Annotated in this window: 31 protein-coding genes; 11 read left to right on the top strand and 20 right to left on the bottom strand. The window is 62.1% G+C overall.

Annotated elements, in window-relative coordinates:
• Positions 1-29: 29 nt before the first annotated feature.
• From QB898_RS12290 to surE, 5 genes are all read right to left on the bottom strand, one after another.
• Positions 30-1,211, bottom strand: coding sequence for a thiolase family protein (locus tag QB898_RS12290; protein ID WP_279525185.1), 1,182 nt, complete (start codon positions 1,209-1,211; stop codon positions 30-32).
• Positions 1,212-1,385: 174 nt separating this feature from the next.
• The gene (gene can, locus QB898_RS12285; RefSeq protein WP_279525184.1) at positions 1,386-2,057 is read right to left on the bottom strand and encodes a carbonate dehydratase; all 672 of its coding nucleotides are present in this window, start codon (positions 2,055-2,057) and stop codon (positions 1,386-1,388) included.
• A gap of 358 nt (positions 2,058-2,415) precedes the next feature.
• Complete coding sequence (locus tag QB898_RS12280; RefSeq protein WP_279525183.1) at positions 2,416-3,348, bottom strand: peptidoglycan DD-metalloendopeptidase family protein; 933 nt, start codon at positions 3,346-3,348, stop codon at positions 2,416-2,418.
• 156 nt (positions 3,349-3,504) lie between these two features.
• Positions 3,505-4,263, bottom strand: a complete 759-nt coding sequence (locus QB898_RS12275) for a protein-L-isoaspartate(D-aspartate) O-methyltransferase (RefSeq protein ID WP_346429812.1) — start codon at positions 4,261-4,263, stop codon at positions 3,505-3,507.
• Positions 4,260-5,054, bottom strand: a complete 795-nt coding sequence (gene surE / locus QB898_RS12270; RefSeq protein ID WP_102283627.1) for a 5'/3'-nucleotidase SurE — start codon at positions 5,052-5,054, stop codon at positions 4,260-4,262. Before surE ends, QB898_RS12275 begins: the two co-directional genes overlap by 4 nt.
• 115 nt (positions 5,055-5,169) lie before the next feature.
• Here surE and QB898_RS12265 point away from each other — a divergent pair, with 115 nt between their 5' ends.
• From QB898_RS12265 to QB898_RS12230, 8 genes are all read left to right on the top strand, one after another.
• Positions 5,170-6,129 (top strand): 5'-nucleotidase, encoded by a 960-nt coding sequence (locus QB898_RS12265; RefSeq protein WP_050715111.1) that lies wholly within the window; start codon positions 5,170-5,172, stop codon positions 6,127-6,129.
• Between the two features lie 10 nt (positions 6,130-6,139).
• Positions 6,140-6,535, top strand: coding sequence for an EF-hand domain-containing protein (locus tag QB898_RS12260; RefSeq protein ID WP_158241654.1), 396 nt, complete (start codon positions 6,140-6,142; stop codon positions 6,533-6,535).
• Between the two features lie 120 nt (positions 6,536-6,655).
• Positions 6,656-7,645 (top strand): Bug family tripartite tricarboxylate transporter substrate binding protein, encoded by a 990-nt coding sequence (locus tag QB898_RS12255; protein WP_279525182.1) that lies wholly within the window; start codon positions 6,656-6,658, stop codon positions 7,643-7,645.
• Positions 7,646-7,797: 152 nt separating this feature from the next.
• Positions 7,798-9,372 carry a DUF945 family protein gene (locus tag QB898_RS12250; protein ID WP_279525181.1) on the top strand — a complete coding sequence of 525 codons (1,575 nt, stop codon included), beginning with the start codon at positions 7,798-7,800 and terminating at the stop codon, positions 9,370-9,372.
• A gap of 198 nt (positions 9,373-9,570) precedes the next feature.
• Entirely contained in the window at positions 9,571-10,035 is a 465-nt protein-coding gene (locus QB898_RS12245; protein ID WP_279525180.1) for a hypothetical protein, read from the top strand.
• Positions 10,032-10,685 carry an RNA polymerase sigma factor RpoE gene (rpoE, locus tag QB898_RS12240; RefSeq protein ID WP_279525186.1) on the top strand — a complete coding sequence of 218 codons (654 nt, stop codon included), beginning with the start codon at positions 10,032-10,034 and terminating at the stop codon, positions 10,683-10,685. Before QB898_RS12245 ends, rpoE begins: the two co-directional genes overlap by 4 nt.
• Positions 10,686-10,694: 9 nt before the next feature.
• Positions 10,695-11,330 carry an RseA family anti-sigma factor gene (locus QB898_RS12235; protein WP_279525179.1) on the top strand — a complete coding sequence of 212 codons (636 nt, stop codon included), beginning with the start codon at positions 10,695-10,697 and terminating at the stop codon, positions 11,328-11,330.
• 36 nt (positions 11,331-11,366) lie between these two features.
• Positions 11,367-12,431: a MucB/RseB C-terminal domain-containing protein gene (locus QB898_RS12230; protein ID WP_279525178.1), complete on the top strand. Its 1,065-nt coding sequence runs from the start codon at positions 11,367-11,369 to the stop codon at positions 12,429-12,431.
• A 122-nt stretch (positions 12,432-12,553) separates the two neighbouring features.
• Here the strand turns inward: QB898_RS12230 and QB898_RS12225 are convergent, their stop codons facing one another.
• On the bottom strand, positions 12,554-13,318 hold the full coding sequence (locus tag QB898_RS12225; RefSeq protein WP_279525177.1) for a class II glutamine amidotransferase: 765 nt from the start codon (positions 13,316-13,318) through the stop codon (positions 12,554-12,556).
• A gap of 104 nt (positions 13,319-13,422) precedes the next feature.
• Between QB898_RS12225 and QB898_RS12220 the strand changes: the two genes are divergently transcribed.
• On the top strand, positions 13,423-13,806 hold the full coding sequence (locus QB898_RS12220; protein ID WP_050715119.1) for a TraR/DksA family transcriptional regulator: 384 nt from the start codon (positions 13,423-13,425) through the stop codon (positions 13,804-13,806).
• A gap of 68 nt (positions 13,807-13,874) precedes the next feature.
• Here the strand turns inward: QB898_RS12220 and QB898_RS12215 are convergent, their stop codons facing one another.
• Positions 13,875-14,648: a hypothetical protein gene (locus QB898_RS12215; RefSeq protein WP_279525176.1), complete on the bottom strand. Its 774-nt coding sequence runs from the start codon at positions 14,646-14,648 to the stop codon at positions 13,875-13,877.
• A gap of 133 nt (positions 14,649-14,781) precedes the next feature.
• Between QB898_RS12215 and QB898_RS12210 the strand changes: the two genes are divergently transcribed.
• Positions 14,782-15,237: a DUF2214 family protein gene (locus QB898_RS12210; protein ID WP_279525175.1), complete on the top strand. Its 456-nt coding sequence runs from the start codon at positions 14,782-14,784 to the stop codon at positions 15,235-15,237.
• Between the two features lie 421 nt (positions 15,238-15,658).
• Positions 15,659-15,922 (top strand): hypothetical protein, encoded by a 264-nt coding sequence (locus QB898_RS12205; RefSeq protein ID WP_279525174.1) that lies wholly within the window; start codon positions 15,659-15,661, stop codon positions 15,920-15,922.
• 674 nt (positions 15,923-16,596) lie between these two features.
• Here the strand turns inward: QB898_RS12205 and QB898_RS12200 are convergent.
• From QB898_RS12200 to QB898_RS12140, 13 genes are all read right to left on the bottom strand, one after another.
• Positions 16,597-17,223 carry a methylated-DNA--[protein]-cysteine S-methyltransferase gene (locus QB898_RS12200; RefSeq protein WP_346429811.1) on the bottom strand — a complete coding sequence of 209 codons (627 nt, stop codon included), beginning with the start codon at positions 17,221-17,223 and terminating at the stop codon, positions 16,597-16,599.
• A 221-nt stretch (positions 17,224-17,444) separates the two neighbouring features.
• Positions 17,445-17,714: a 30S ribosomal protein S17 gene (rpsQ, locus tag QB898_RS12195; RefSeq protein WP_279525173.1), complete on the bottom strand. Its 270-nt coding sequence runs from the start codon at positions 17,712-17,714 to the stop codon at positions 17,445-17,447.
• Positions 17,715-17,723: 9 nt separating this feature from the next.
• Positions 17,724-17,921, bottom strand: a complete 198-nt coding sequence (rpmC, locus tag QB898_RS12190; protein ID WP_050715123.1) for a 50S ribosomal protein L29 — start codon at positions 17,919-17,921, stop codon at positions 17,724-17,726.
• Between the two features lie 19 nt (positions 17,922-17,940).
• Positions 17,941-18,357 (bottom strand): 50S ribosomal protein L16, encoded by a 417-nt coding sequence (rplP, locus tag QB898_RS12185; protein WP_050715124.1) that lies wholly within the window; start codon positions 18,355-18,357, stop codon positions 17,941-17,943.
• Positions 18,358-18,359: 2 nt separating this feature from the next.
• Positions 18,360-19,223, bottom strand: a complete 864-nt coding sequence (gene rpsC, locus QB898_RS12180) for a 30S ribosomal protein S3 (protein ID WP_279525172.1) — start codon at positions 19,221-19,223, stop codon at positions 18,360-18,362.
• A gap of 12 nt (positions 19,224-19,235) precedes the next feature.
• On the bottom strand, positions 19,236-19,565 hold the full coding sequence (gene rplV / locus QB898_RS12175) for a 50S ribosomal protein L22 (RefSeq protein ID WP_050715126.1): 330 nt from the start codon (positions 19,563-19,565) through the stop codon (positions 19,236-19,238).
• Between the two features lie 11 nt (positions 19,566-19,576).
• Positions 19,577-19,852 carry a 30S ribosomal protein S19 gene (gene rpsS / locus QB898_RS12170; RefSeq protein ID WP_082203141.1) on the bottom strand — a complete coding sequence of 92 codons (276 nt, stop codon included), beginning with the start codon at positions 19,850-19,852 and terminating at the stop codon, positions 19,577-19,579.
• A gap of 10 nt (positions 19,853-19,862) precedes the next feature.
• Positions 19,863-20,687, bottom strand: coding sequence for a 50S ribosomal protein L2 (gene rplB, locus QB898_RS12165; RefSeq protein WP_102283613.1), 825 nt, complete (start codon positions 20,685-20,687; stop codon positions 19,863-19,865).
• Positions 20,688-20,690: 3 nt separating this feature from the next.
• Positions 20,691-21,026 carry a 50S ribosomal protein L23 gene (gene rplW / locus QB898_RS12160; RefSeq protein WP_050715128.1) on the bottom strand — a complete coding sequence of 112 codons (336 nt, stop codon included), beginning with the start codon at positions 21,024-21,026 and terminating at the stop codon, positions 20,691-20,693.
• On the bottom strand, positions 21,023-21,646 hold the full coding sequence (rplD, locus tag QB898_RS12155) for a 50S ribosomal protein L4 (protein WP_102284542.1): 624 nt from the start codon (positions 21,644-21,646) through the stop codon (positions 21,023-21,025). Before rplD ends, rplW begins: the two co-directional genes overlap by 4 nt.
• Entirely contained in the window at positions 21,646-22,326 is a 681-nt protein-coding gene (gene rplC / locus QB898_RS12150) for a 50S ribosomal protein L3 (protein WP_102283612.1), read from the bottom strand. Before rplC ends, rplD begins: the two co-directional genes overlap by 1 nt.
• 187 nt (positions 22,327-22,513) lie before the next feature.
• On the bottom strand, positions 22,514-22,825 hold the full coding sequence (rpsJ, locus tag QB898_RS12145; protein WP_050715130.1) for a 30S ribosomal protein S10: 312 nt from the start codon (positions 22,823-22,825) through the stop codon (positions 22,514-22,516).
• 13 nt (positions 22,826-22,838) lie between these two features.
• The coding region (locus QB898_RS12140; RefSeq protein WP_078453405.1) for an EF-Tu C-terminal domain-related protein at positions 22,839-22,935 on the bottom strand (97 nt) is incomplete at its 5' end.

The raw sequence follows: 22,935 nt of genomic DNA, 5'->3' as shown, positions 1-22,935 counted from the left end.
AAAAAAAAAAAAACAGGCGCGCCAGTGGCTTACAGCAGTTCCAGCGCCATGGCCGTGCCTTCGCCGCCGCCGATGCACAGCGTGGCCAGGCCTTTTTTCAGGCCGCGCTTTTTCAGCGCGTAAAGCAGCGTGACGATGATGCGCGCGCCGCTGGCGCCAATCGGGTGGCCCAGCGCGCAGGCGCCGCCATTGACGTTCACTTTGTCATGCGGCACTTTCAGCTCGTGCATCAGCGCCATGGGCACCACGGCGAAGGCTTCGTTGACTTCCCACAGGTCCACATCGCCCACTTGCCAGCCGGCTTTTTTCAGCGCCTTTTCGCTGGCTTGCACGGGGGCGGTGGTGAACCAGCCGGGTTCCTGCGAGTGCGTGGCGTAGCTGACGATGCGCGCCAGCGGCTTGCAGCCCAGCTCCTTGGCACGGCTTTCGGTCATGAGCACCACGGCGGCTGCGCCGTCATTGATGCTGGAGCTGGCGGCGGCGGTGACGGTGCCGTCCTTTTTGAAGGCGGGCTTGAGGGTGGGGATTTTTTCGGGCTTGATGCGGCCCGGGCCTTCATCGGTGTCCACCACGCGCTCGCCTTTACGGTCTTTGATGGTGACGGGGGTGATTTCATCTTTGAACGCGCCGGAGGCGATGGCCTGCTGCGCGCGCTGCACGCTGGCCATGGCGAAGTCGTCCTGCATTTGCCGCGTGAAGTTGTATTTGGCGGCGCAGTCTTCGCCAAACAGGCCCATGCTGCGGCCTTCTTCGTAGGCGTCTTCCAGGCCATCGAGCATCATGTGGTCGTACACCTTGTCGTGGCCCAGACGGTAGCCGCCGCGCGCTTTTTTGAGCAGGTAGGGCGCGTTGGTCATGCTTTCCATGCCGCCAGCCACCACCACGCTGGCAGAGCCTGCCTTGATGGCGTCAGCGGCCAGCATGACGGCCTTCATGGCCGAGCCGCACACCTTGTTGAGCGTGGCCGCGCCCGTGGAAATGGGCAGACCAGCCTTGATGGCGGCTTGCCGTGCGGGCGCTTGCCCCTGGCCGGCGGTGAGCACATTGCCGAAGATGACTTCATCGACTTGCTGCGGCTGCAGCCCCGCTTTTTCAACGGCAGCCTTGATGGCCACGCCGCCCAGTTCGTTGGCGGACAGCGGAGTGAAGTCGCCCTGGAAGCTCCCCATCGGGGTGCGGGTGGCGGAAACGATGACGATGGTTTCACTCATGAGAGAGTCTCCTTTCAGGTACTTGCAAAACGCCGCTTGGGCCGGGGCGCGGGCGGCTTGGAATCTGTCTGCCACCGGCAGCGGTGGCATGGCAATGCGGGGCGCAAACAGGTTCTCGCCGGGAATTGTTACCGTTTTTGAGGCGCGCCTTCCTGCGAAACATCAAGTGAAGCGTCAAGCCTTGGAAGCTCCGGCCTCGCACGGGTAGCGTTGCAGGGCGGCGCGGTAAATCTGCTCCGCGTCTTCGGCGCAGCTCATGGTCACTCCCAAGTCTTTGACCTTGCCGTCTTTCAGGCCGTAGCACCAGCCATGCACGCAAAGCGGCTGGCCGCGCTTCCAGGCGTCTCGCACCACGTTGGTCTGCGCCACGTTGAAGGCTTGCTCAATGGCGTTCATCTCGCACAGCGCATCTTCCTGCTCATGGCGGCACAGGCTGGCCAGGCGGGCGTAGTGGCGCATCTTCACGTCGCCAATGTGACGCAGCCAGTTGTCGGCCAGGCCCACGCGCTGCCCGTGCAGGGCCGCCAGCACGCCGCCGCAGCCGTAGTGCCCCACCACCATGATGTGCTCCACCTTCAGGTAGTCCACCGCGTACTGGATGACCGAGAGGGCGTTGAGATCGGAGTGAACGATGACATTGCCCACATTGCGGTGCACGAACACCTCGCCCGGCGCGAGCGCCACCACCTGGTTGGCGGGCACGCGGCTGTCGGAGCAGCCAATCCACAGGTAGCGCGGGCTTTGCTGCTTGGCCAGCTGCTGGAAAAAGCCGGGCTGCTGGCGGCTCACGCCCTCGGCCCAGGCGTGATTGGCGTCAATGAGATGCTGAAGGCTGGAAGAAGTCATGGCAGTCAATCCTGCCCCGCAGTGTTGGCCTTTGCTGCCCGCTTGGGAATGCCGGAAATCCCTACTGCGGCTTTATGCCGCCCGCTTGCCATCAACCCGCAACGCAGATCCAGATTGGGCGGCAGACGGGCAAAGCCAGATTGCGCAGCGGCTCTGCAACGGTCAAACATCATCAAAAACAATAGCGAATTCAAAGGGCCTGAAAATACCTATTGCGCAGTTTCCACTAGGACATCATGCTATGAATAAGAGAGCGAAATATCGCCATTCACCCATGTCCGGCTGCCCTTGGCAGCATGAAAAAGGGCGCTGCCAGCGCCCTTTGACGTAGTGAAAGAGGCCGCGCGGCCAGCGGCGCTCAGCGCGCGGGCAGGTAGCGCAGGGGATCGACCAGCTTGCCGTTGTTGCGGATTTCAAAGCGCAGCATGACGCGGCTGGCGTGGCTGTCGCCCATTTCAGCGATGCGCTGGCCTTTCTTGACGGTCTGCTTTTCCTTCACGAGCAGGGCGCGGTTGTGGGCGTAGGCGCTGATGACGGCGTCGGTGTGCTGCACGATGAGCAGATTGCCGTAGCCGCGCAGGCCCGCGCCGGCATACACGACCTTGCCGTCGGCAGCGGCCACGACGGGGTCGCCCGCCTTGCCGCCGATGAACAGGGCCTTGCCTTTTTCGCCCGCGCCGCCGCTGATGACCGCGCCGCTGGCGGGCCACATGAAGGAGACTTTCTCGTCCAGCGCGCCGGCCTGGCTGTCTGTCTGGGCCGTGGCGGCGGGCGGAGAAACCGGCGGGGGCGTCGTGGCGGCAGGCGTCACGCCCGGCGTGGTCTGCGTGGCCACGGCCACGTCGCCAGCGGCCGGGGTGGTGGAGGCGGCGGGCGGCGTGGCGCTGGCGTGCGCAGGCGCTTTGGCGGGCGGCAGAACGCGCAGAACCTGGCCAATTTCAATCACGTCCGGGTTGGGCAGCTGCTGGTTCCAGCGGATGATGTCGCGCCAGTCCTGGTTGTATTCGGCGGCGATCTTGCGCACCGTTTCGCCTGGGCGGACGGTGTGGTAGCCGGGCTTGCCCGCGTTTTCGGCGCCGGGCAGGGTGGAAGGATCGACCGTGGGGGTGGCGGGCGTGGCGGCCGCGCCCGTGCCGCCAGGCTGCGCGCTCCACGCGCCAGGCAGGGTGACGTTGGTGCCGGAAGCGCGCGGCGCGCGTGTGGTGGAGCAGCCGCTGATGGCCAGCGCGGCGGCCAGCGTCAGCGCCGCCCAGGCTCGCGTCGTGTGAGTGCTGCGTGTGAGAAGAACCATGCTGGATTTCCTTTGTTCGGTAGGCCGCCTGCCGCCGCCTGCATGGGGCGGGGCAGCCTGGCGGAGGGCTGAAGCGCCTTCCGCCGGGCGTGGCCCGCGCCTGAACGCCTGCCCGGCGTTTTTGTGAAGGCGCGTTGCCAGACTGTGAAAATTTTCTCAGGAAATGCCGGATTTTAGGGGCACGAAGTGCACGGGTTCGAGCACGGCGTGCGTCAGCCCCTGGCGGGTTTTCTCGATGACGACGAGCGCCTGCCCGCCGTCGCCGCGCACGTCCACCGGCGCGACGATGCGCCCGCCCACGGCCAGCTGCTCGACCCAGGCGGGGGGCACGGCGACGCCGCTGGCGGCGGCAATGATGCCGGCGTAGGGCGCGCCGCTGGGAAAGCCTTCCATGCCGTCGCCCAGAATGAGGTGCACGTTGCTCACGCGCAAGGGGCGCAGGGTTTCGCGCACTTTCTCGTGCAGGCCGCGCAGACGCTCCATGCTGTAGACCTCGTCGGCCACGTGCGAGAGAACGACGGCCTGATAGCCGCAGCCGGTGCCGATGTCCAGCACGCGGCCCAGCTTGCCGGTTGCGGGGTCGGTCAGGCCGCCGCGCAGCAGCGCCACCATGCGCGCCACCACGCTGGGTTTGGAGATGGTCTGCCCCAGGCCAATGGGCAGGGCCGTGTCTTCATAGGCGCGGCGCGCCAGCGCGGCTTCCACGAAGCGGCGGCGGTCCACCGCGCCCAGCGCGCGCAGCACCTGGGCGTCGCGCAGGCCCTGCGCCGAAAGCTGGCGCAGCATGTGGGCGCGGGCGGGGATGGGGTCGTTGAAATCGCCTTCGGCGGGCGCGCGCGCCTGGGCTTGCAGGGCGGGCACGATGCGCCCTGAACGGCCCTGGCCCGGCGGCGGGCGGCGCGGCGGCGCGCTCATGGCCGCTCCGGCCCCTTTCCGGTGAGCGTGCCCGCCAGGCCCTGGTGCCAGTAGGCCAGCCGATCGTGATCGGTCAAATCCACTTGCAGCGGCGTGAGCGAGACGCAGCCAGACGCCGTGGCGTGAAAGTCGGTGCCTTCGGCGGCGTCCAGCGCGGGGCCTGCGCCGCCTATCCAGTACATCGTGTCGCCGTGCGGGCTGACTTGCACGCAGGCTTTTTCAGCGGCGTGGCGGCGGCCCAGGCGGCAGACTTTCACGCGCCCCAGCTGCGCCAGCGGCAGGTTGGGAATGTTGATGTTGAGCAGCCAGGGCTGGCCGCCGGCGCCCTCGCCCACCCGCCCGGCGGCCACGCCCAGCACGATGTCGCGCGCCTTCAGCGCGGCGTCTTCAAGGTGCGCCCAGCCCTTTTGCACTTGCGAGAAGGCGATGGCCGGAATGCCGAACAGATAGCCCTCCATCGCCGCGCCCACGGTGCCTGAATACAGCGTGTCGTCGCCCATGTTGGCGCCGTTGTTGATGCCGGAGACGACCAGATCGGGCCGGTAGCCCAGCAGTCCCGTCAGCGCCAGGTGCACGCAGTCGGCGGGCGTGCCGCTCACGTAGCGAAAGCCGTTTGCCGCCTCGTGCACGAACAGCGGCGCGTGCAGCGTGAGCGCGTTGGACTTGGCGCTGTTGTTGCGCTCCGGCGCCACCACTTCCACCTGCACGCCGGGTGCGGCCGCCAGCGCGGCATGCAGCGCGCAGATGCCGGGGGCCTGGTAGCCATCGTCGTTGCAGAGCAGAATCTTCATGAGCGGGAGCCTGGAGTGCAACGGATTGTATTGGGCGGGTACATTTGCTTCTCCTGCTTTTGCCCCTTGCTTTTTTCGCTCCCCCGCCCCGCTTCGCGCCTCGCTTCGCCCGCCCATGCCCGCCAGCCTGCAAGACCAGCTCGTCGTCGCCATTTCCTCGCGCGCGCTGTTTGACTTCGAGGAAGAAAACCACTTGTTTGAAACGGGCGACGCCGCCGCCTACATGCGGTTGCAGCTCGACCGGCTGGACGCGCCCGCGCGCCCCGGCGTGGCCTTCGCGCTGGTGAAAAAGCTGCTGGCCTTCAACACGCCGGAGCGCAAGCGGGTGGAAGTGGTCATGCTCTCGCGCAACGACCCTGTCAGCGGCATGCGCGCCTTCCGCAGCGCCGCCGCCAATGGCGTTGCGCTGGAGAGGGGCGTGTTCACGCAGGGGCGCGCGCCCTTTGGCTACCTGCGGCCGCTGGGCGCGCATCTGTTTCTCTCGGCCAACGAGGCCGATGTGAAGCAGGCGCTGGCGCTGGGCTTTCCGGCCGCCCGCGTGCTCACCGAATCGGCCCCCGCCAGCGAAGCCCATCCTGATGAAGTGCGCATCGCCTTTGACGGCGACGCCGTGCTGTTTTCCGACGAAGCCGAGCGCATCTACCAAAGCGGGGGCATCGCCGCCTTCCACACTCACGAGCGCGAAAAGGCCCGCCAGCCCCTGCCGCCCGGCCCTTTCAAGCCTTTGCTGGACGCGCTCAACCGCCTGCAAAACGCTGGCGGCGGCGACGGCAGCGATGGCGGCGCGCCAAAGATGCGCCTGCGCACCGCGCTCGTCACCGCCCGCAGCGCCCCCGCGCACGAGCGCGCCATTCAAACGCTGATGGCCTGGCGCATTGCCGTGGACGAAGCCATGTTCCTCGGCGGCCTGCCCAAAGGCGGTTTTCTGCGCGAATTCGCGCCCGATTTCTTTTTTGACGACCAGACCGGCCACACCGAACACGCCGCCCGCCACGTGCCCGCCGGCCATGTGGCCGCCGGCGTGGCCAACGAGCCGCCCGCCCGCAGCCAGGGCGCAAAGCCGCCAACGGCATGATTGCGCCCCCATGAAAACACCCGCCCTTCCCGCTGGCCTGCTGGCGCTGCTGCTGGCCCTGCCTTGCGCTGCCGCCGATGCGCCCGCTGCTGAAACATCTGCCGGAAAACCCGCCGAAGAACCCGGCCAGGGCGAGAAACAGGCCCGCGTCTGGTTCGACATGCTCGACACCAACCACGATGGCCGCCTGGAATGGAAGGAAGTGCGCTTCGTGCCCTGGAAGCCCCTGCGCTCGGAATTCCACACCGCCGATACCAATGGCGACGGCTTTCTCACCCCTGACGAAATCCGCGTGCTCGCCAAGCGCCGCGTGCAGGAGCGCCGCGCCAGAAAAGCCCGCGAAGCGCAGGAAAAAGCCGAAAAACTGGCGCGCGAGCAGGCCCGCGCGCAGGACGCCAAGCCATGAGCGGAACGGCCTTTTCGCTCCTTGTTTCATAGCGCACTGCGCAGATTCCACCAGGACCTCAGCCGTTTCGATGGGCCTGGATTTGCCTCACTTTCAATAGCAAAAAGCGTTTTGACTCCCATGCCAACCACCCACAAAATGCAACGCCGCTCCCTCCTGCTGGCCGCCCTGGCCGCCGCCGCGCCGCGCGCGCAGGCCGCCGATGCTCCGGCCGCAAGCTGGCCCGTGCAGCCTGTCAAGCTCATGGTCGGCTTTCCCGGCGGCTCCTCGCCCGATCTGACGGCGCGCGCGCTGGCCGAGCCGCTGGCCGCCGCGCTGGGGCAGCCCGTGATCGTTGAAAACAAGCCCGGCGCGGGCGGCAACATCGCCGCCGCGCAAGTCGCCCGCGCCGCCGACGGGCACACGCTGGGCATCGCCATCAACGGCAACCTCACCACCGCCCCGCTGCTGTACCGCAAGCTCGCCTACAACCCGGCAAAAGACCTGGCCCCCATCAGCCTGCTGACCACCGCCCCCGCCGTGCTCGTGGCCCCGGCCGGCCTGCCCGGCGGCAAGGAATTTCTGCAAAAGGCCCGCCAGGAAGGCGAGCGCTGGAACTACGGCTCCGTGGGCGCAGGCTCCATCGCCCACCTGGGCGTGGAACTCATCAAGGCCCGCCTGCCCGGCTTCAACCCCCTGCACGTGCCCTACAACGGGCAGCCCGCCGTCATCACCGCCCTGATCGGCGGGCAGATTCAGATGGGGCTGATGGCCCCCGGCGTCGCCATGCCGCACGTGGCCGAAGGGCGGCTGCGCGCCATTGGCCTGACCACCGCCAGCCGCAGCCCCCTGGCCCCCGGCGTGCCCGCGCTCGCCGAGCTGGGCGTGCCCGATTACGACTTGCAGGTGTGGAACGCCCTCATCGCCCCCGCCGGCCTGCCCGCCGCCGCGCGGCAAAAGCTGGCGCAGGCTGTGGCCGCCGTCATGCAGGCCCAGCCGCTGCGCCAGCGCCTGCTCGCCCTGGGCTGGCAGCCCGTTGGCTCCAGCCCCGAAGAGCTGCGCCAGCACATCGGCAAAGAGGCCGAAGCGCTCGGCCAGATCGTGCGCACCCTGGGCCTGCGGCTGGACTGAAGCGCCCCATGCCCGCTGCCACTGCGCTTTTGATAGCTGCCCGCGCCCAATCCACGGGCGCTGGCGGCGTTTTTCATGATTTTTCGCGGCCCTGAAAATCCGCCGCTGTCCTTTTTCAGCTTTTCTTTTTCAAACGCCACGCCATCATCAACATGAGCAAACTCACCAAAATCGCGGCGGCCGCCGCCGTCATCGCCGCCGCTGGCTACGCCGGCGCCAGCTGGTGGATGGGCCAGCAGGCCGAGCACCACACCGACCAGGCCCTGAACTGGGTGAAAGACAAGCTGGGCGAGCACGCCGTGGTGCAAAGCAATTACCAGCGCGGCCTGTTCAGCGACGAAAACACCATCGTCGTGGAACTCAAACGCCCGCCCAAGGCGGCCCAGAGCGCCGCCGCAAAAGCTGGCGAAGGCCATGAAAGCCAGGCCGAAAGCAGCCGCGAAAGCCAGGCGGACAGCAGCGCGCCGCTGCCGCCCGTGCGCTTTCACATCAGCCAGCACGTCAGCCACGGCGCGCTGGGCGTGACCACGCGCCTGAAGCTGGCCAAGGTGGAGGGCCTGCCCGATGAAGTGCGCCAGGCCTTCGCCCAGGCCGAGCCGCCCGAAGTCACGCTCCACCGCCCGCTGGCGGGCGACATGACGGCGCAGCTGCTGCTGCCCGCCGGCCGCTTCGCCGTGCAACAGCCCGGCCAGCCCGCCAGCCAGGCGAGCTGGCAGCCCCTGACTTACGACCTGCGCCTGAGCCAGGACCGCCAGCGCCTGTCCGGCCAGGTGGACTTCAAAGGCATGGAAATGACCTTCGCCCCCGCCGCCAAGGCATCTGAAGCCGCGCCCGAAACAGCGCCCGAAACAGCGCCCGAAACAGCGCCTGATGCCGCGCCTGAAGCCGCCCAAACCGCGCCCGGCCCCGGCGGCCAGCCTGCCGCGCTGCAAATGCGCGTGGGCGGCATGCAAGGCCAGTTCAGCGCCGACATCGGCTCCGGCCTGTGGCTGCTGGCCCCCGGCCAGCAAGAGGGCCGCGTTGCCAGCATGCAGGCCAGCATGGGCGGCAAGGACCTTTTCCGCTTCGACCAGCTCACCTACAAAGTGGATACCACCCGCCAGGGCGACGCCATCAGCTCCCACGGCCACTACGCCACCGCAGGCGAAATCGGCGGCGTGGCGCTGCAAGCGCTGAGCTACGACGTCAAGCTCGACAAGATCAGCGCCGCCGCCTTGCTGCAAGCCCAGCAGATGCTGGCGCGCGCGTGGGGCGCGCTCACCGACAAGAGCCTGCAAGGCGAAGAGCGCCAGGCCGCGCTGCAAGCCATGCAAGAGCAGTTCAAGGGCGAAACCGAGGCGCTGCTGCAAGAGCTGCTCGCCGGCGAGCCAGCCGTGCAGGTGCGCTACGGCGCCACCATCGACCAGCAGGCCGGCTCGCTTGAATACAGCGTGGCCCTGGCCGCCGCCGACGCGCAGGCCAAGGAATCGCCCATCCAGCTGCCCGCGATGTTCAAGCTGATGCAGCGCGCCAGCATCAAGGCCAGCCTTCACATCCCGCGCGCCTGGAGCGCCGTCGTCGCCAAAATGGCTGGCGACCCCCGCGTCAGCGCCGAATCGCTGGAGCAAATGGCCGACGGCTTTGCCGCCCAGGGCTTCGTGAAAAACGAAAACGGCGCCTGGAGCGCCCACTTTGAAGTCGAACCCGGCGGCAAGATGCTGCTCAACGGCCAGCCCCTGATGCGCTGAACACGGGCCGCAAAGCATCAAAATCAGGAGCAAATTCGAGGGGCCTGGAATGCCGCTTTGCGCAGTATCCACTAGGACCTCTTGCTATGGATACAAGAGCGAGAATGTCATGCCTCTGATGCGCCCCTTTCCACCTTCCGGCCCGCTCCTTCTCCGCAAGAAAAGGCTGCGGGCCAGCGCCCAAAGCTGACCGCCGCCATGCGCACGCCCCCTGCCCTGGCCCACCCCGCTGGCCGCGCCAGCTGGCTGGCGGCGCTGCTGCTGGCGCTGTGGCTGCCCGCGCTGCTGGCCACGCTGGCGGCGGCCTTCAGCGGCAGCGCCCGCTCTGGCGCGTGGCTGGGCGTGCCCTGGCTGGCGCTGGCGCTGATAGGCGGCGGGCTGTGGCGCTTTTGGCGGCAGCAGACGCCGCGCGAGCTGGCGTTTGACGGGCAGGGCTGGCTGCTGCGCGAGCCGGGCCGCCCTGACCAGGCCGTCTCACGCGTTCAGGTGGCGCTGGACGGCCAGCGCTTTTTGCTGCTGCGGCTGGAGCGCGCGGGCGCGCCGCCCCTTTGGCTGTGCCTGCGGCGCGGCGCGGGCAGCGCCGCCGCTGCCGCATGGCGCCTGCTGCGCTGCGCGCTATATTCGCCCGCCCCCGGCTCCGCCCGTTCTTGCGCCCGGCGCTGACCGCGCTGCGCCCATCGCCCGCCCCCGTGCCTGAATCCGCCCCTTCCCCCGACGACAGCGACGCCGCTTTGGTCGCGCGCGCCGTGCAGGGCCAGACGCGCGCTTACGAGCTGCTGGTCATCAAGTACCAGCGCCGCATCGAGCGCCTGATTGGCCGCATGGTGCGCGATGTGGATCTGGTGCAGGACATCGCGCAAGAAACCTTCATCAACGCCTGGCGCGCGCTGCCGCAGTTCCGGGGCGAGGCGCAGTTCTACACATGGCTCTACCGCATTGCCGTCAATACCGCCAAGCGCGCGCTGCTGGGCCTCAAGCGCGATCCGCTCATCACGCAAGCGGCCTTGAAGGGCCAGGGCGACGACGATGAAAATTTCCGCCCCGACGCGGAACCTATTTCGGACAGCACGCCCGAAACCGAGCTGGCCGCGCGCGAAATCGCCGCCGCCGTCAATGAAGCCATGCAAGCGCTCTCGCCCGATTTGCGCCAGGCCATCACCCTGCGCGAAATCGAGGGCCTGAGCTACGAGGAAATCGCTGAATTGATGGCCTGCCCGATTGGCACGGTGCGCTCGCGCATCTTCCGCGCGCGCGAGGCCATTTCAGCCAGAGTCAAGCCGCTTTTGAGCCATCAGGGCGGCAAGCGCTGGTAAGCCGCAACCATGACCGACGCTCCCATGACCGACCCCCGCCAAACCCTTTGCGACTTGATGGACGGCCGCCTGCAAGGCGAGCCGCTGCATCAGGCCATTTCCCAGGCTTGCGCCAGCGACTCACGCGGCGATGCGGCCCGCGCCGATTGGCATGCCTGGCATGTGGCGGGCGACGTGCTGCGCTCGGCCGACCTGGCTGCCTGCCGCCACGGCGCGGCCTTCACCGCCTGCGTGATGCAGCGCATTGGCCAGGAAGCTCAGCCGCCCATTGCCGCCACGGCCCTGCCGCCCGCGCAGCCAGCGGCCAATGACCGCCGCTGGAAGCTGGCGGCGGGCCTGGCTTCGTTTGCCGCCGCAGCCGCCATCGGCTGGAACTTCTGGAGCCTGTCCGGCAGCGCCGCCGGCCCCCAACTGGCGCAAACCGCACCTGCGACACAAGTTGCCGCACAAGCTGCCGCCCCTGTTGAAGCTGCCGCCCCGGCCGCCTACGCCGTCGGCACGCCGCAAGGCGCCATGCTGCGCGACAGCCGTCTGGACGAGTTTCTGGCCGCCCATCGCCAGGCCGCTGGCGCCTCAGCACTGGGGCAGACGCAAGGCTTTTTGCGCAACGCCACCTTTGTGGATGGCAGCGCGGCAGGCCGCTGACTTCCGGCAGGCCGCCTGAACACTTCCGACACCGGCATGACCCGCAACGCCTGCGCCGCCCTGCTTTGCCTGGCCGCCTTCAGCCCCGCGCTGGCCCAGACCCGCGCGCCCGCCGCCGCGCAGCCAGCCGCTTCGCCCGCCGTTTCCGAATCCGAAGCGCCGCCGCGCACCGTGGCCCAGTGGCTGGCGCGCCTGCAACGCGCCTCGCGCGTGCCGGCCTACAGCGGCACTTTTGTCGTTTCCGCGCCTGAAGGCGTGCTCTCCAGCGCCCGCATCTGGCACGCCTGCCAGGGCGCGCAGGAAATCGAGCGCGTGGAAAACCTCTCCGGCCCGCCCCGCGCCACGTACCGGCGCGATGACGACATCCTCATCTTCCAGCCTGGCCAGCGCACCATCCGCGCCGAGCGGCGCGAATCCGGCAGCCTTTTCAAGGGCCAGCTGCGCCCCGGCGAAGAAGCCGAAGTCGCCCGCTACTACGACGCCCGCCCCGAAGGCCAGGGCCGCGTGGCCGGGTTTGACGCCGACATCGTGCGCCTGGCCGCGCAAGACGGCTGGCGCTATGGCTACCGCATCTGGAGCGAGCGGCGCACCGGCCTGGTCATCAAGATGCAAACGCTGGACGCCGCAGGCCGCGTGCTGGAGCAGTCGGCCTTTTCAGAGCTGCAATTCAGCTCCCCGCTGGAGGCGGACAAGCTCGCGCAAATGATGGATGACACCCAGGGCTGGCACATTGAAGAGGCAGGCCACGCCCCCACCCGCGCCGACAGCGAAGGCTGGACGCTTGCCAGCCCCGTGCCGGGCTTTCGGCCCCGCCAGTGCTACCAGCACGGCGGCGCATCAAACGCTTCCGGCGCAGGCGGCGTGGTGCAGTGGATTTTTTCCGACGGCCTGGCCACCGTTTCCCTTTTTCTGGAACCCTACGACGCCCGCCGCCACACGCGCGGCGGCCTGCTTGCGATGGGCGCAACCCACAGCCTGATGCTGCGCCTGCCCGCGCCAGCCAGCGGCTGGTGGCTGACCGCCGTGGGCGAAGTGCCCCCGCAAACCCTGCAAGCCTTCGCCCAGGCGCTCAGGCGCATGGACGCCAAAGCCGGCGAATAGAAAGCGCCGTTTGGAAAGCGCCGTTTGCGCCTTCACTCTCAAAAAGATAGCTGCCTGCGCCCATTCCAAGGGCGCTTCAGGGCGGTTTGATGCCTGAAGCCGGATGCCTCAAGAGGCTCTTTTCACGCCACAGGCGCGCCGTCCACGAACACTTTCAGCTCGCCGGGCGCAAAGGGCGTCCACCGCTCGTTGGATGTGAGCGGCGTGGTGGCAACCACGGCCACGCGGTCGCTGGGGGTGGTGTGCTCTGCGAAATTGACGCAAAGGTCTTCATCAGCCAGCCGCGCGTTTGAAAACGGGTGCTGGCGCACCACGTAGCACAGCTTGGTGGAAGCATGCGCCCAAAGCGCCTGGCCATTGGACAGCAGCATGTTGAAAGTGCCATGCGAGGCAATCTGCGGCGTCAGCTCGCGCAAAGTGCGGGTGAGTTCCTCCACGGGCGGCACGCTGGCATGCGCCTTAGCCAGCTCCTGCATCAGCCAGCAAAAGGCGCGCTCGCTGTCGGTATCGCCCACAGGGTGAAAATGGCCGTGCAGGCGCGGCGCGTAGTCCTTGAGATCGCCATTGTGGGCAAACACCCAGTAACGCCCCCACAGCTCACGCACGAAGGGGTGGCAGTTCTCCAGCCGCACATCGCCCACGGTGGCCTTGCGAATGTGGGAAATGACGTTCCTGCTTTTGATGGGGTAGCGCCGGATCAGCTCGGCCACGGGCGAAGAGCAGGCCGCGCTGCTGTCAATGAAAAGGCGCGCGCCCCGCCCCTCAAAAAAGGCAATGCCCCAGCCATCGGCATGATGGTCGGTGCGCCCGCCGCGCTGCGCAAAGCCGGCGAAGCTGAAGGTGACATCGGTCGGGGTATTGCAATTCATGCCGAGCAGCTGGCACATGGCGGGTGTCTTTCAGGCTTTCTTGTTCTGGAATGCGCGATGGCACAGATGAGGAATGCTATTCTGTGCCAGCGACACATTTTTTTGCAGGAGAAGCTCGCATCATGACCCCGAAACTGACACCCGCCCAACGCGCTGAATTAAAAGAACTGCTGCTGGAGCGCCGCCGCGACCTGCAAGCGCAAATGGCGCAAAACCGCGAGAACCTGGCGCCCGCCGTCAATCACGCTGGCAGCGTTTCGCAAGACGAAAGCGCGCGCCTGAGCAACCAGACTCGCGAAGTCGATGCCACGCTGACGGCGCTGGATGCGGCCGATCTGGCCCGCATTGATCGCGCGCTGGAGCTGATTGAAACCGGCGAATACGGTGAATGCGAGGAATGCGGCTGCAATATCCCCTTCGAGCGCTTGAAGGTGGAGCCAATGACCCAGCATTGCGTCCAATGCAAATCACGCTGGGAGCAAAAACAGCGCGCGGCGCGCGCCTGATTCCAGCAAAAAGCCCCCTGGCGCACCGGGCGCCAGGGGGCTTTTTGCTGCATGGACGGCCGGGGAATTCACTCCAGCGGATCCCGGATGGCTCCCACGGCCATCCAGCAGGCAGACAGCCAGATGGGCGCTGACTGCATCAGCGCTGAAAACACGCCATCCGAGCGGCTCCAGTACATACCCCAAAGCAACATCAGCGCCGATGCAGCCGCATGCACGTAAATAGCCAGGCGGCGGTTATTCCACAGCAGCTTGCCTGCCACTGCGCACAGCACGCCCCCAAAAAGGTAATAGCCGCCAATGCCCCGGTAATGGCTGCCTGCCAGTATGGTGACCAAACCGGCCAACACGACCAGCCCGCCCCAGCCCATCAGCACCATGCCCACCAGCCGCGGTGGCCCTTCAGTGCGGCGGCGTGCGTCTTCCTGCTGACCCAGCAAGTGCAGGCGCTCCAGCATGGCGTCATGCCCATGAAGCGGCTCGTTCTGCACCGCTGGCGCAGCAGGCATGGGTGGTATCGCAGCTCGCGAAAGAGGCATGGCGGCTGGCGATGGCTGCGGCGCGCTGCCCTGCAATGAAGCTGGCTGCGTAGCCGGCTGCGCCAAAAGCGCGGAAAAATCCGTGACCGGCGCGAATCCCGAAGAAGCTGAAGGCTGCGCTGGTGCGCCGCTGCGGGCGCGGCTGGCGGCTTCAGGCGCGGCGCCCGCCGACATCGCCCTCATGCGCGCCTCCAATTCGGCGCGCGCGCGCCGGCTCCCTTTATCGGCCAGCATCTTGAGCTGGGCCAAATTGAGCGTGCGCACATCAATTTGCGGCTTGGCGTGATGTTTGTCGTCAGGCATGGAGAAACTCTTGCGGCAATAGCGGCGGAAACAGACAGACCGCGCATGATCGCACAGTGCCCATACCGCCCATGCGGGCAGGCGCGCCAGCCGTCAGCTTCTGCCGCGCCCGCTGCCACAATCGCGCGCCATCATGCTGCTCGAATCCATTCTTGCTTATTGCCACATTCTGGCCTTTATGAGCCTGACCGTTTTCGTCGCCAGCCAGGCGGCGCTGTGCCGCAGCGACTGGGCCAACGCCGCCGCCATCCGCAGACTGGCCGTGCTGGACCGCTGGGTCACCATTTTTGCCGCCGCCGTATTGCTCAGCGGGCTGGCGCGAGTGCAGTTCAGCGTCAAAAGCGCCCAATGGCTCTGGGGGCAGCCGCTCCTGCACATCAAGATCACGCTGTTCGCCATCATGGTCGGCTTGGGAATATTCGTGCACCGCGACATTCGCCGCTGGCAGCGCAATCTGGACGCCACAGGCATCTTGCCCGATGCCGCCGCGCTCAACCGCACGCGCCGGCTGGTGATGGTGGAAGCACACGTGATGACGCTCATCCCCATCGCCGCCGTCATGCTGGCGCGCGGCGTATGGGTGCGCTAAAACGCGGCGCACCAGCTCCAGTATTCAACCCGCTCGCCAAGCCGTCCTCACTTGACAACGCCAGCGCCGTCTCATTTGGATCCGCCATTCGCGTCACAAATAAGCTGAATATGCTTAATGCGCCGCTATTCAGAAAATGATTGCCTCATGCCTTTCAAAATCAGCAAGGCGTAAATCGAAAAAGCGTTTCACCCATTGATCTTGAATTTAACGGCCCATGATTCTGTCTCATTGCATGCCTATCCGCGCGCAGCAGCGCCGATACACGCAAGCGCATTCGCCAAACGAAAAGTCTATTCGTCGCTTGCCCTGCCTGCGAGAGAAGTGATCGAATCGGAATAGCCAAACCTGAGCCAGGGGCGAAGCAGCGCTTCTCGCTTCTTTATTCATAGCACGATGTCCTAGTGCAATGTGCGCAAGAATGAGTTTCACCCCCTTGAATTTGCTCCTATTTTTAATACCTCAAGACGAACTGGGCAAGCCAGGAGCAGCTCGAAAGACCCTCCCGTTCATTCCGCACCCGCCCACAGCGAGCGAAGCGCGCCTGCCTCTTGCTCCAGACAAACCGCATTCCGGTTTTGAAAGCCTCGCAGACTGCAAAGCCCATTTTTGGCTTTCTCAAGCACAAGCAGTTGGGTTTTTTGAAAATGGACACATCCACTGTGCGACGATGCAAAAGCATTAAGCGCAAAACAGTAGAAATTTATAACCCTGCCTTGATCCTGTAAAGCCTGGCGATACAGGGCGAAAAAGTGCGGGCCACCGTCTATCCATCAAGGCTGCGTGATGAACAATACATACCGGCAACGCCGCAGCGTAAGTTCAAACGCGGCCGCGATTGAATCAAGACCGACGTGCTTCACACGGGCATCTGCGATGTGGCAAGCGGCAAGCCCGATAGGAATACGCCATGACGAATACCACAAGCATGAAAGCTTGCTGCCACAGACAAGCACAAAAGAGCGGCCCGAAATCAGCCTATAGGGCGCTCGCGTATTGATGGCCTCGCGTTTGGAACGTAGCTTGCCCAACAAAGCGCGATGCCACCGGGCTGATTCAAGCGCTTGAGGCGAGAAGGCGAAAGCGATGCTCTCGCAGATGGCCCGGCCGCTGCATACAACTGTCAATCACCGAACGCATGGACAGCAGGCGTTATCCAATCAAAAACTTCTTTGGCGAGATCAAGCGCCTTGCCATGTGCAGCGACAAGGGGCAGTAGCGGCTTTGCCGCTGTTATTCACCCGGCTGGCTGCAATCAATTTCCACTAATTATCAAGTTACTTCCCAATGACATTGAATGTCTTTAACTCCACCAAGCTCTCCATATATCTAACCATGCACCGTCTGGCCAGACAAACTTCAGCTGTATGGTGGTAATTTCAGCCAATCGCATCCATCGTTCTCCTGCCAATCAATTTTTTTCGTCTGCCCTCCTGGAGGCAAGGGTCTTAAATGACGAGGTAATTCATCATTCACAAAATGCTCCATCGCCCAGCCCTCCACGCGCAACAGCGCCGCCTTTCTGGACAGTCCCCCTGAATAACCCGTCAACGAACCATTCCCTCCCAGAACCCGATGACAGGGAACAATGATGCTGATGGGATTGGCTCCCACCGCCGCCCCAACCGCACGCACCGCCCCGGAACGCCCAATAACGGCAGCTATCTGTCCATAACTACAGGAAGAGCCAAATGGAATGCCTATCAAAGCGCGCCAAACGGCTTGTTGAAAAGGCGTTCCGGCGGATAAGTCCAGAGGCACGTCAAAGCTATTTCGCTTCCCTGCTAAAAAATCATTGATTTCGCACATTGCCTGCGCCAGCACCTCGTGATCAGACCGCTCCTCTCCCCAGCCGCTGATATCGGGGCAGTCCTTTTGTCCCTGCACAAACCATGCGCCAGACAGACCCTGCACAGAAGCGGCCAGGCGCATCATGCCTAACGAGGTTTCGAATGACAAATGAGCAACTGGTTGGTGTATTTTCATGGCGCAAAAATCATGAAATTCAAATTAACAAGATCTGCCGTCATCAAACAAGATATCGGTCGCAGCAGCAAAGCCATTAATCAACCCATCTTTGGCCATCCAGCGACATCAATCAGATACATATAAATGTGAGCATCCAAAGCCTATCCAACAGACAAAATAAAACCCGCGCGAAGCGCGGGTTTTATAGAACACCTTTTCTCAAAGGTTATCTGGCCGCATCAAACCACAGAGGCTTTTTGCACCAAACGAGTAGCCACCCAATTCTTCGTCTTTGAAATGGGACGGCTCTCCGTGATTTCTACCACATCGCCCAGCTTGTACTCACCTTTCTCATCATGAACATGATACTTGCTGGATTTGACCACAATCTTATCGTAAATCGGATGTTTCACCCGTCGCTCAATAAGCACCGTCACCGTTTTGGCACGCTTGTCACTGACCACTTTACCAACGAGGGTGCGCTTGAGGGATTTTTTTTCTTCCGTCATGTCACTTCCTTATTTGGCTGCAGCCTTCTTTTCGGCAAGAATAGTTTTCGCCCGTGCAATCGCACGGCGCGTCATACGCAATTGACTGGTATTGTTCAATTGCTGGGTCGCTTTCTGCATGCGCAAGTTAAAATGCGCCTTCTGCAATTCCTTGACCTCTGCTTTTAGCGCAGCTTCGTCCTTCTGGCGCAGTTCTTTGGCGTTCATCTGCTTAGTCCTTTCTGGATTACTGACCAATCATGCGGGTCACAAAAGTTGTCCGCAGCGGCAACTTGGCAGCAGCCAGAGCAAAAGCTTCCCGTGCCAGCACCTCGGGAACACCGACAATTTCATAGAGCACCTTACCTGGCTGAATCTCAGCCACATAGTACTCAGGGTTGCCTTTGCCATTACCCATGCGAACTTCTGCAGGCTTGGTAGAAATTGGCTTGTCTGGAAACACACGAATCCAAATACGGCCACCACGCTTGACATGACGCGTGATGGCACGACGCGCGGCTTCAATCTGCCGGGCCGTCAGTCGACCGCGATCAGTTGATTTCAGTCCAAATTCACCAAAAGCGACAGTATTTCCACGAGTCGCCAGACCGGTATTCCGGCCCTTCTGTTCCTTGCGATATTTTCTGCGTGCAGGTTGCAGCATATTTATTCTCCTTGAGCGCCGTCCGCTGCTGCAGCGGGCGCGGCGACTTGACGAACGCGCTTAACGGCTAATTTGGCATCACCTCCTGTTGCTTCTGCTGGTTTATCGCTGCCATCAACAGGAGCGGCATTTGCAACAGTCCGGTCACGACGAGAAGCTCCCCGCCGAGCAGAGCGCGGACCGCGGCGCTCATCTCCCTCGGGACGAGGTGTGCTATCCAGTGAGGGAACATCGCTGCGACCCAGCGTGTCCCCTTTGTAGACCCACACCTTGACGCCGATAACGCCATATGTCGTCTTGGCTTCGCTAAAACCATAGTCAATATCGGCGCGCAAAGTATGAAGCGGCACGCGACCTTCCCGATACCATTCGGTACGGGCAATCTCAATACCATTCAAGCGGCCAGAAGACATAATCTTGATGCCCTGAGCGCCAAGACGCATCGCATTCTGCATGGCGCGCTTCATGGCCCGGCGGAACATGATGCGCTTCTCAAGCTGCTGCGTAATGCTGTCGGCAATCAACTGGGCATCTACTTCAGGCTTGCGAACTTCTTCGATATTGACCGCAACCGGCACTCCCAGCTTCTCGGCCAGATCCTTCTTGAGCTTTTCAATATCTTCGCCTTTGCGACCAATCACCACGCCCGGGCGAGCAGAATAAATGGTAATGCGCGCGCTTTTAGCAGGCCGCTCAATCAAAACGCGAGCAACAGCTGCATTTTTCAGCTTCGCTTTCAGGTACTCTCGCACCTTCACATCTTCCGCCAGCATACCAGCGAAATCACGGTTGTTGGCATACCAGCGACTCGCCCAGTTACGGCTGACCGCAAGGCGAAAACCAGTAGGATGAATTTTCTGTCCCATGAATACCGCCTTTCAATAACCAACCGTCACGTACACATGGCACGTCGGTTTGCTGATACGGTTGCCACGACCTTTAGCGCGAGCCGTGAAGCGCTTGAGGGTTGTGCCCTGTTCAATATAAATTGAGGTAACACGCAGCTCATCAATATCAGCAGAGTCATTATGTTCCGCATTGGCAACCGCCGACTCCAGCACTTTCTTGACAATAACTGCGGCCTTCTTGGGCGTAAATGCAAGAATGTTGAGCGCCTGCTCCACTTTCTTGCCGCGAATCAGATCAGCCACAAGGCGTCCCTTGTCAGCAGAGAGACGCACGCCACGGAGGACTGCACGAGTTTCCATTGGTCAGATCCTTATTTCTTGGCTTTTTTGTCCGCCGCATGCCCCTTAAAGGTACGCGTCAGTGCAAATTCACCGAGCTTGTGACCCACCATTTGGTCAGTCACGTAAACTGGCACATGTTGCTTTCCATTGTGGACAGCGATCGTCAAACCGATAAATTCAGGCAAAATCATCGAGCGGCGCGACCACGTTTTAATGGGCCTTTTATCTTTTGATGCTGCGGCCTTATCAACTTTGGCCAACAGATGATGGTCAACAAACGGACCCTTTTTGAGAGAACGAGTCATTTGCTACCTCTTATTTTTTACGACGCGACACAATCATATTTTGAGTGCGCTTGTTGTTGCGAGTGCGATAACCTTTGGTCAAATTACCCCACGGATCAACCGGAGCACGCCCCTCACCCGTACGGCCTTCACCACCGCCATGCGGGTGATCAATCGGATTCATAACGACGCCGCGCACCGTCGGGCGAATCCCCATCCAGCGCTTAACACCTGCTTTGCCATACTGACGCAAACTGTGCTCTTCGTTAGCAACTTCGCCAATCGTAGCCCGGCATTCAATATGGATTTTTCGGACCTCTCCAGATCGCATCCTGACTTGGGCATAGACCCCTTCACGAGCCAACAGCGTTGCAGAAGCTCCAGCAGATCGGGCAATTTGCGCACCGGCACCTGGTTTCAATTCTATACAGTGAATTGTGGAACCCACAGGGATATTGCGAATTGGCAACGCATTGCCGACACGAATTGGAGATTCAGATCCGCTCAGCAGCTGCGCACCTGGCTCTACTCCACGCGGCGCAATGATATAGCGGCGCTCACCATCCGCATAACACACCAAAGCAATATGAGCCGAGCGATTAGGGTCATATTCGATACGTTCAACTTTTGCAGGGATTCCATCTTTATCGCGACGAAAATCCACGATTCGATAATGATGACGATGTCCGCCGCCCCTGTGACGCGTCGTGATATGACCATTATTATTGCGACCCGCTTTCTGGGACTGTGCTTCTAGCAGAGGAGCATAAGCCGCCCCTTTATAAAGATGATCACGCGTCACCTTCACCGCAGCACGGCGGCCGGGTGAGGTCGGTTTCATTTTAATGACAGCCATAAATTACGCAGCCTCCCCGGAAAAGTTGAGGTCTTGCCCCTCTTTCAGCAACACATAGGCCTTGCGCACGTTGGAGCGGCGGCCAATGCTTCGACCAAAACGCTTGGCCTTGCCTTTTACATTAACAACAGAAACGCTTTGCACTTTCACCGGAAACATCAACTCGACAGCAGCCTTTATTTCTAGCTTGGTGGCATCCTGAAGCACCTTAAAAACTACTGCGTTAGACTTTTCCGCAGCAAGGGTTGCCTTCTCCGAAACGACAGGCGCAACAAGAACTTGCATCAAGCGCCCTTCGTCAAACTTGCGTTCTGCGGGAGTCGGATTAACTCGGCTCATGAGAACATCTCCTTCAGCATTTCGACAGCGCCTTTAGTAACCAGCACTTTTTTATAATGCACCAGCGAAACAGGATCTGCATAACGCGGCTCTACCACCAGCGCACCGCCGAGATTACGAGAGGCTAAAAACAGATTCTCATCCACTTCGTCAGCAATTAGCAAAACCGTTTCAGGTAGATTCATTGCCTTGAGCCTAGACGCAAACAATTTGGTCTTCGGCGCATCCAGCTTTATGGACTCAACAGCAGCAATACGCCCCTCGCGTACCAATTGCGAAAAAATGGAAGCCATTCCAGCACGATACATTTTTTTATTGATTTTCTGGCCGAAATTTTCTTCCGGAGAATTCGGAAAGATACGTCCGCCCCCACGCCACAGAGGCGAAGACGTCATACCAGCGCGAGCGTTACCCGTTCCTTTTTGACGAAAAGGCTTTTTAGTAGAATGGCGAACCGCCTCGCGATCTTTTTGCGCACGAGTCCCTTGACGGGCATTTGCCTGATAAGCAACCACCAGCTGATGTACCAGTGCCTCATTGTATTCGCGACCAAAAACAGTCTCGGGCACATCCAACTTCGATACAGCCTGCCCTTGCTCATTAAGAAGGTCAATTTGCATCATTGAGCATCTCCTTTGGCAGCCGACCGATTTTTGATGGCGGGACGCACCGTTACAAAACCACCTTTGGAACCCGGAACAGCTCCTTTAATGAGCAGCAATTGACGCTCAGCGTCCACACGAAACAGATCAAGATTTTGGGTTGTGACGGATTCGCACCCCAAGTGCCCCGTCATCTTTTTACCGGGGAAAACCCGTCCCGGATCCTGGGCCATGCCGATAGAACCAGGAACATTATGCGAGCGACTATTGCCATGAGAAGCGCGCTGCGACCCAAAGTTATGACGCTTTATCGTACCCGCATAACCCTTGCCGATAGATGTTCCCTGAACATCCACTTTCTGACCGCTCGCAAATATATCCGCAAGCGGCAAAACGGCCCCTGCGGGATATTTACTCGCCACCGCCTCATCAACGCGAAATTCACGAACAATCTCTCCAGCCTCCACTCCTGCTTTAGAGAGGTGCCCCGCTTGCGGCTTGGTAACACGAGAGGAACGACGCGAACCGAACGTCACCTGAATAGCGACATATCCGTCATTTTCTTGGGTTTTAACTTGGGTCACACGATTGTTAGACACATCCACCACCGTGACGGGAACAGATTCGCCATCATCGGTAAAAAAACGCGTCATGCCAACCTTACGCCCAAGCAATCCCAAACGATTGCTTTGACTCATTTATAGCTCCTGAACTTTCGCCACACGTTCTGCAATTGGCCCGTGTGTTGATGCGCGAAAGAGGGTTGAACGACTTGCCTCAAAGCACTCAAAAAGTTAAGAGTTGCTTCAAGGCAAGAGGAGAAGTATAGCAGCAAACTTGCGTTTCAGACACCCTTCATCGTCAGTTCACTGCTGTCAAGCTGCGTCATTGCAGCTTGATCTCAACATCAACGCCCGCAGGCAGATCAAGTTTCATCAAAGCATCGACCGTTTTGTCGGTCGGATCGACAATATCCATCAAGCGTTGATGCGTGCGAATTTCAAACTGATCGCGACTTGTCTTGTTCACATGCGGCGAGCGCAAGATGTCGAAACGGCGCATGCGCGTTGGCAATGGCACTGGCCCCTTGACGACAGCGCCAGTGCGTTTGGCTGTATCAACAATTTCAGCGGCAGATTGATCGATCAGCTTGTAGTCAAACGCTTTAAGGCGAATACGGATTTTTTGCTTGAGCATCTCGACACTCGCCTTACTCGATAATTTTTGCCACCACGCCAGCGCCCACCGTGCGGCCGCCTTCGCGGATGGCAAAGCGCAGACCTTCTTCCATGGCAATCGGCGCAATC

The organism is Ottowia cancrivicina (genome assembly GCF_029813755.1).
Taxonomy (GTDB): domain Bacteria; phylum Pseudomonadota; class Gammaproteobacteria; order Burkholderiales; family Burkholderiaceae_C; genus Ottowia; species Ottowia massiliensis.
Note: the sequence above shows the minus strand (reverse complement) of the source record. Positions and strands in the feature narration are given on the sequence as shown.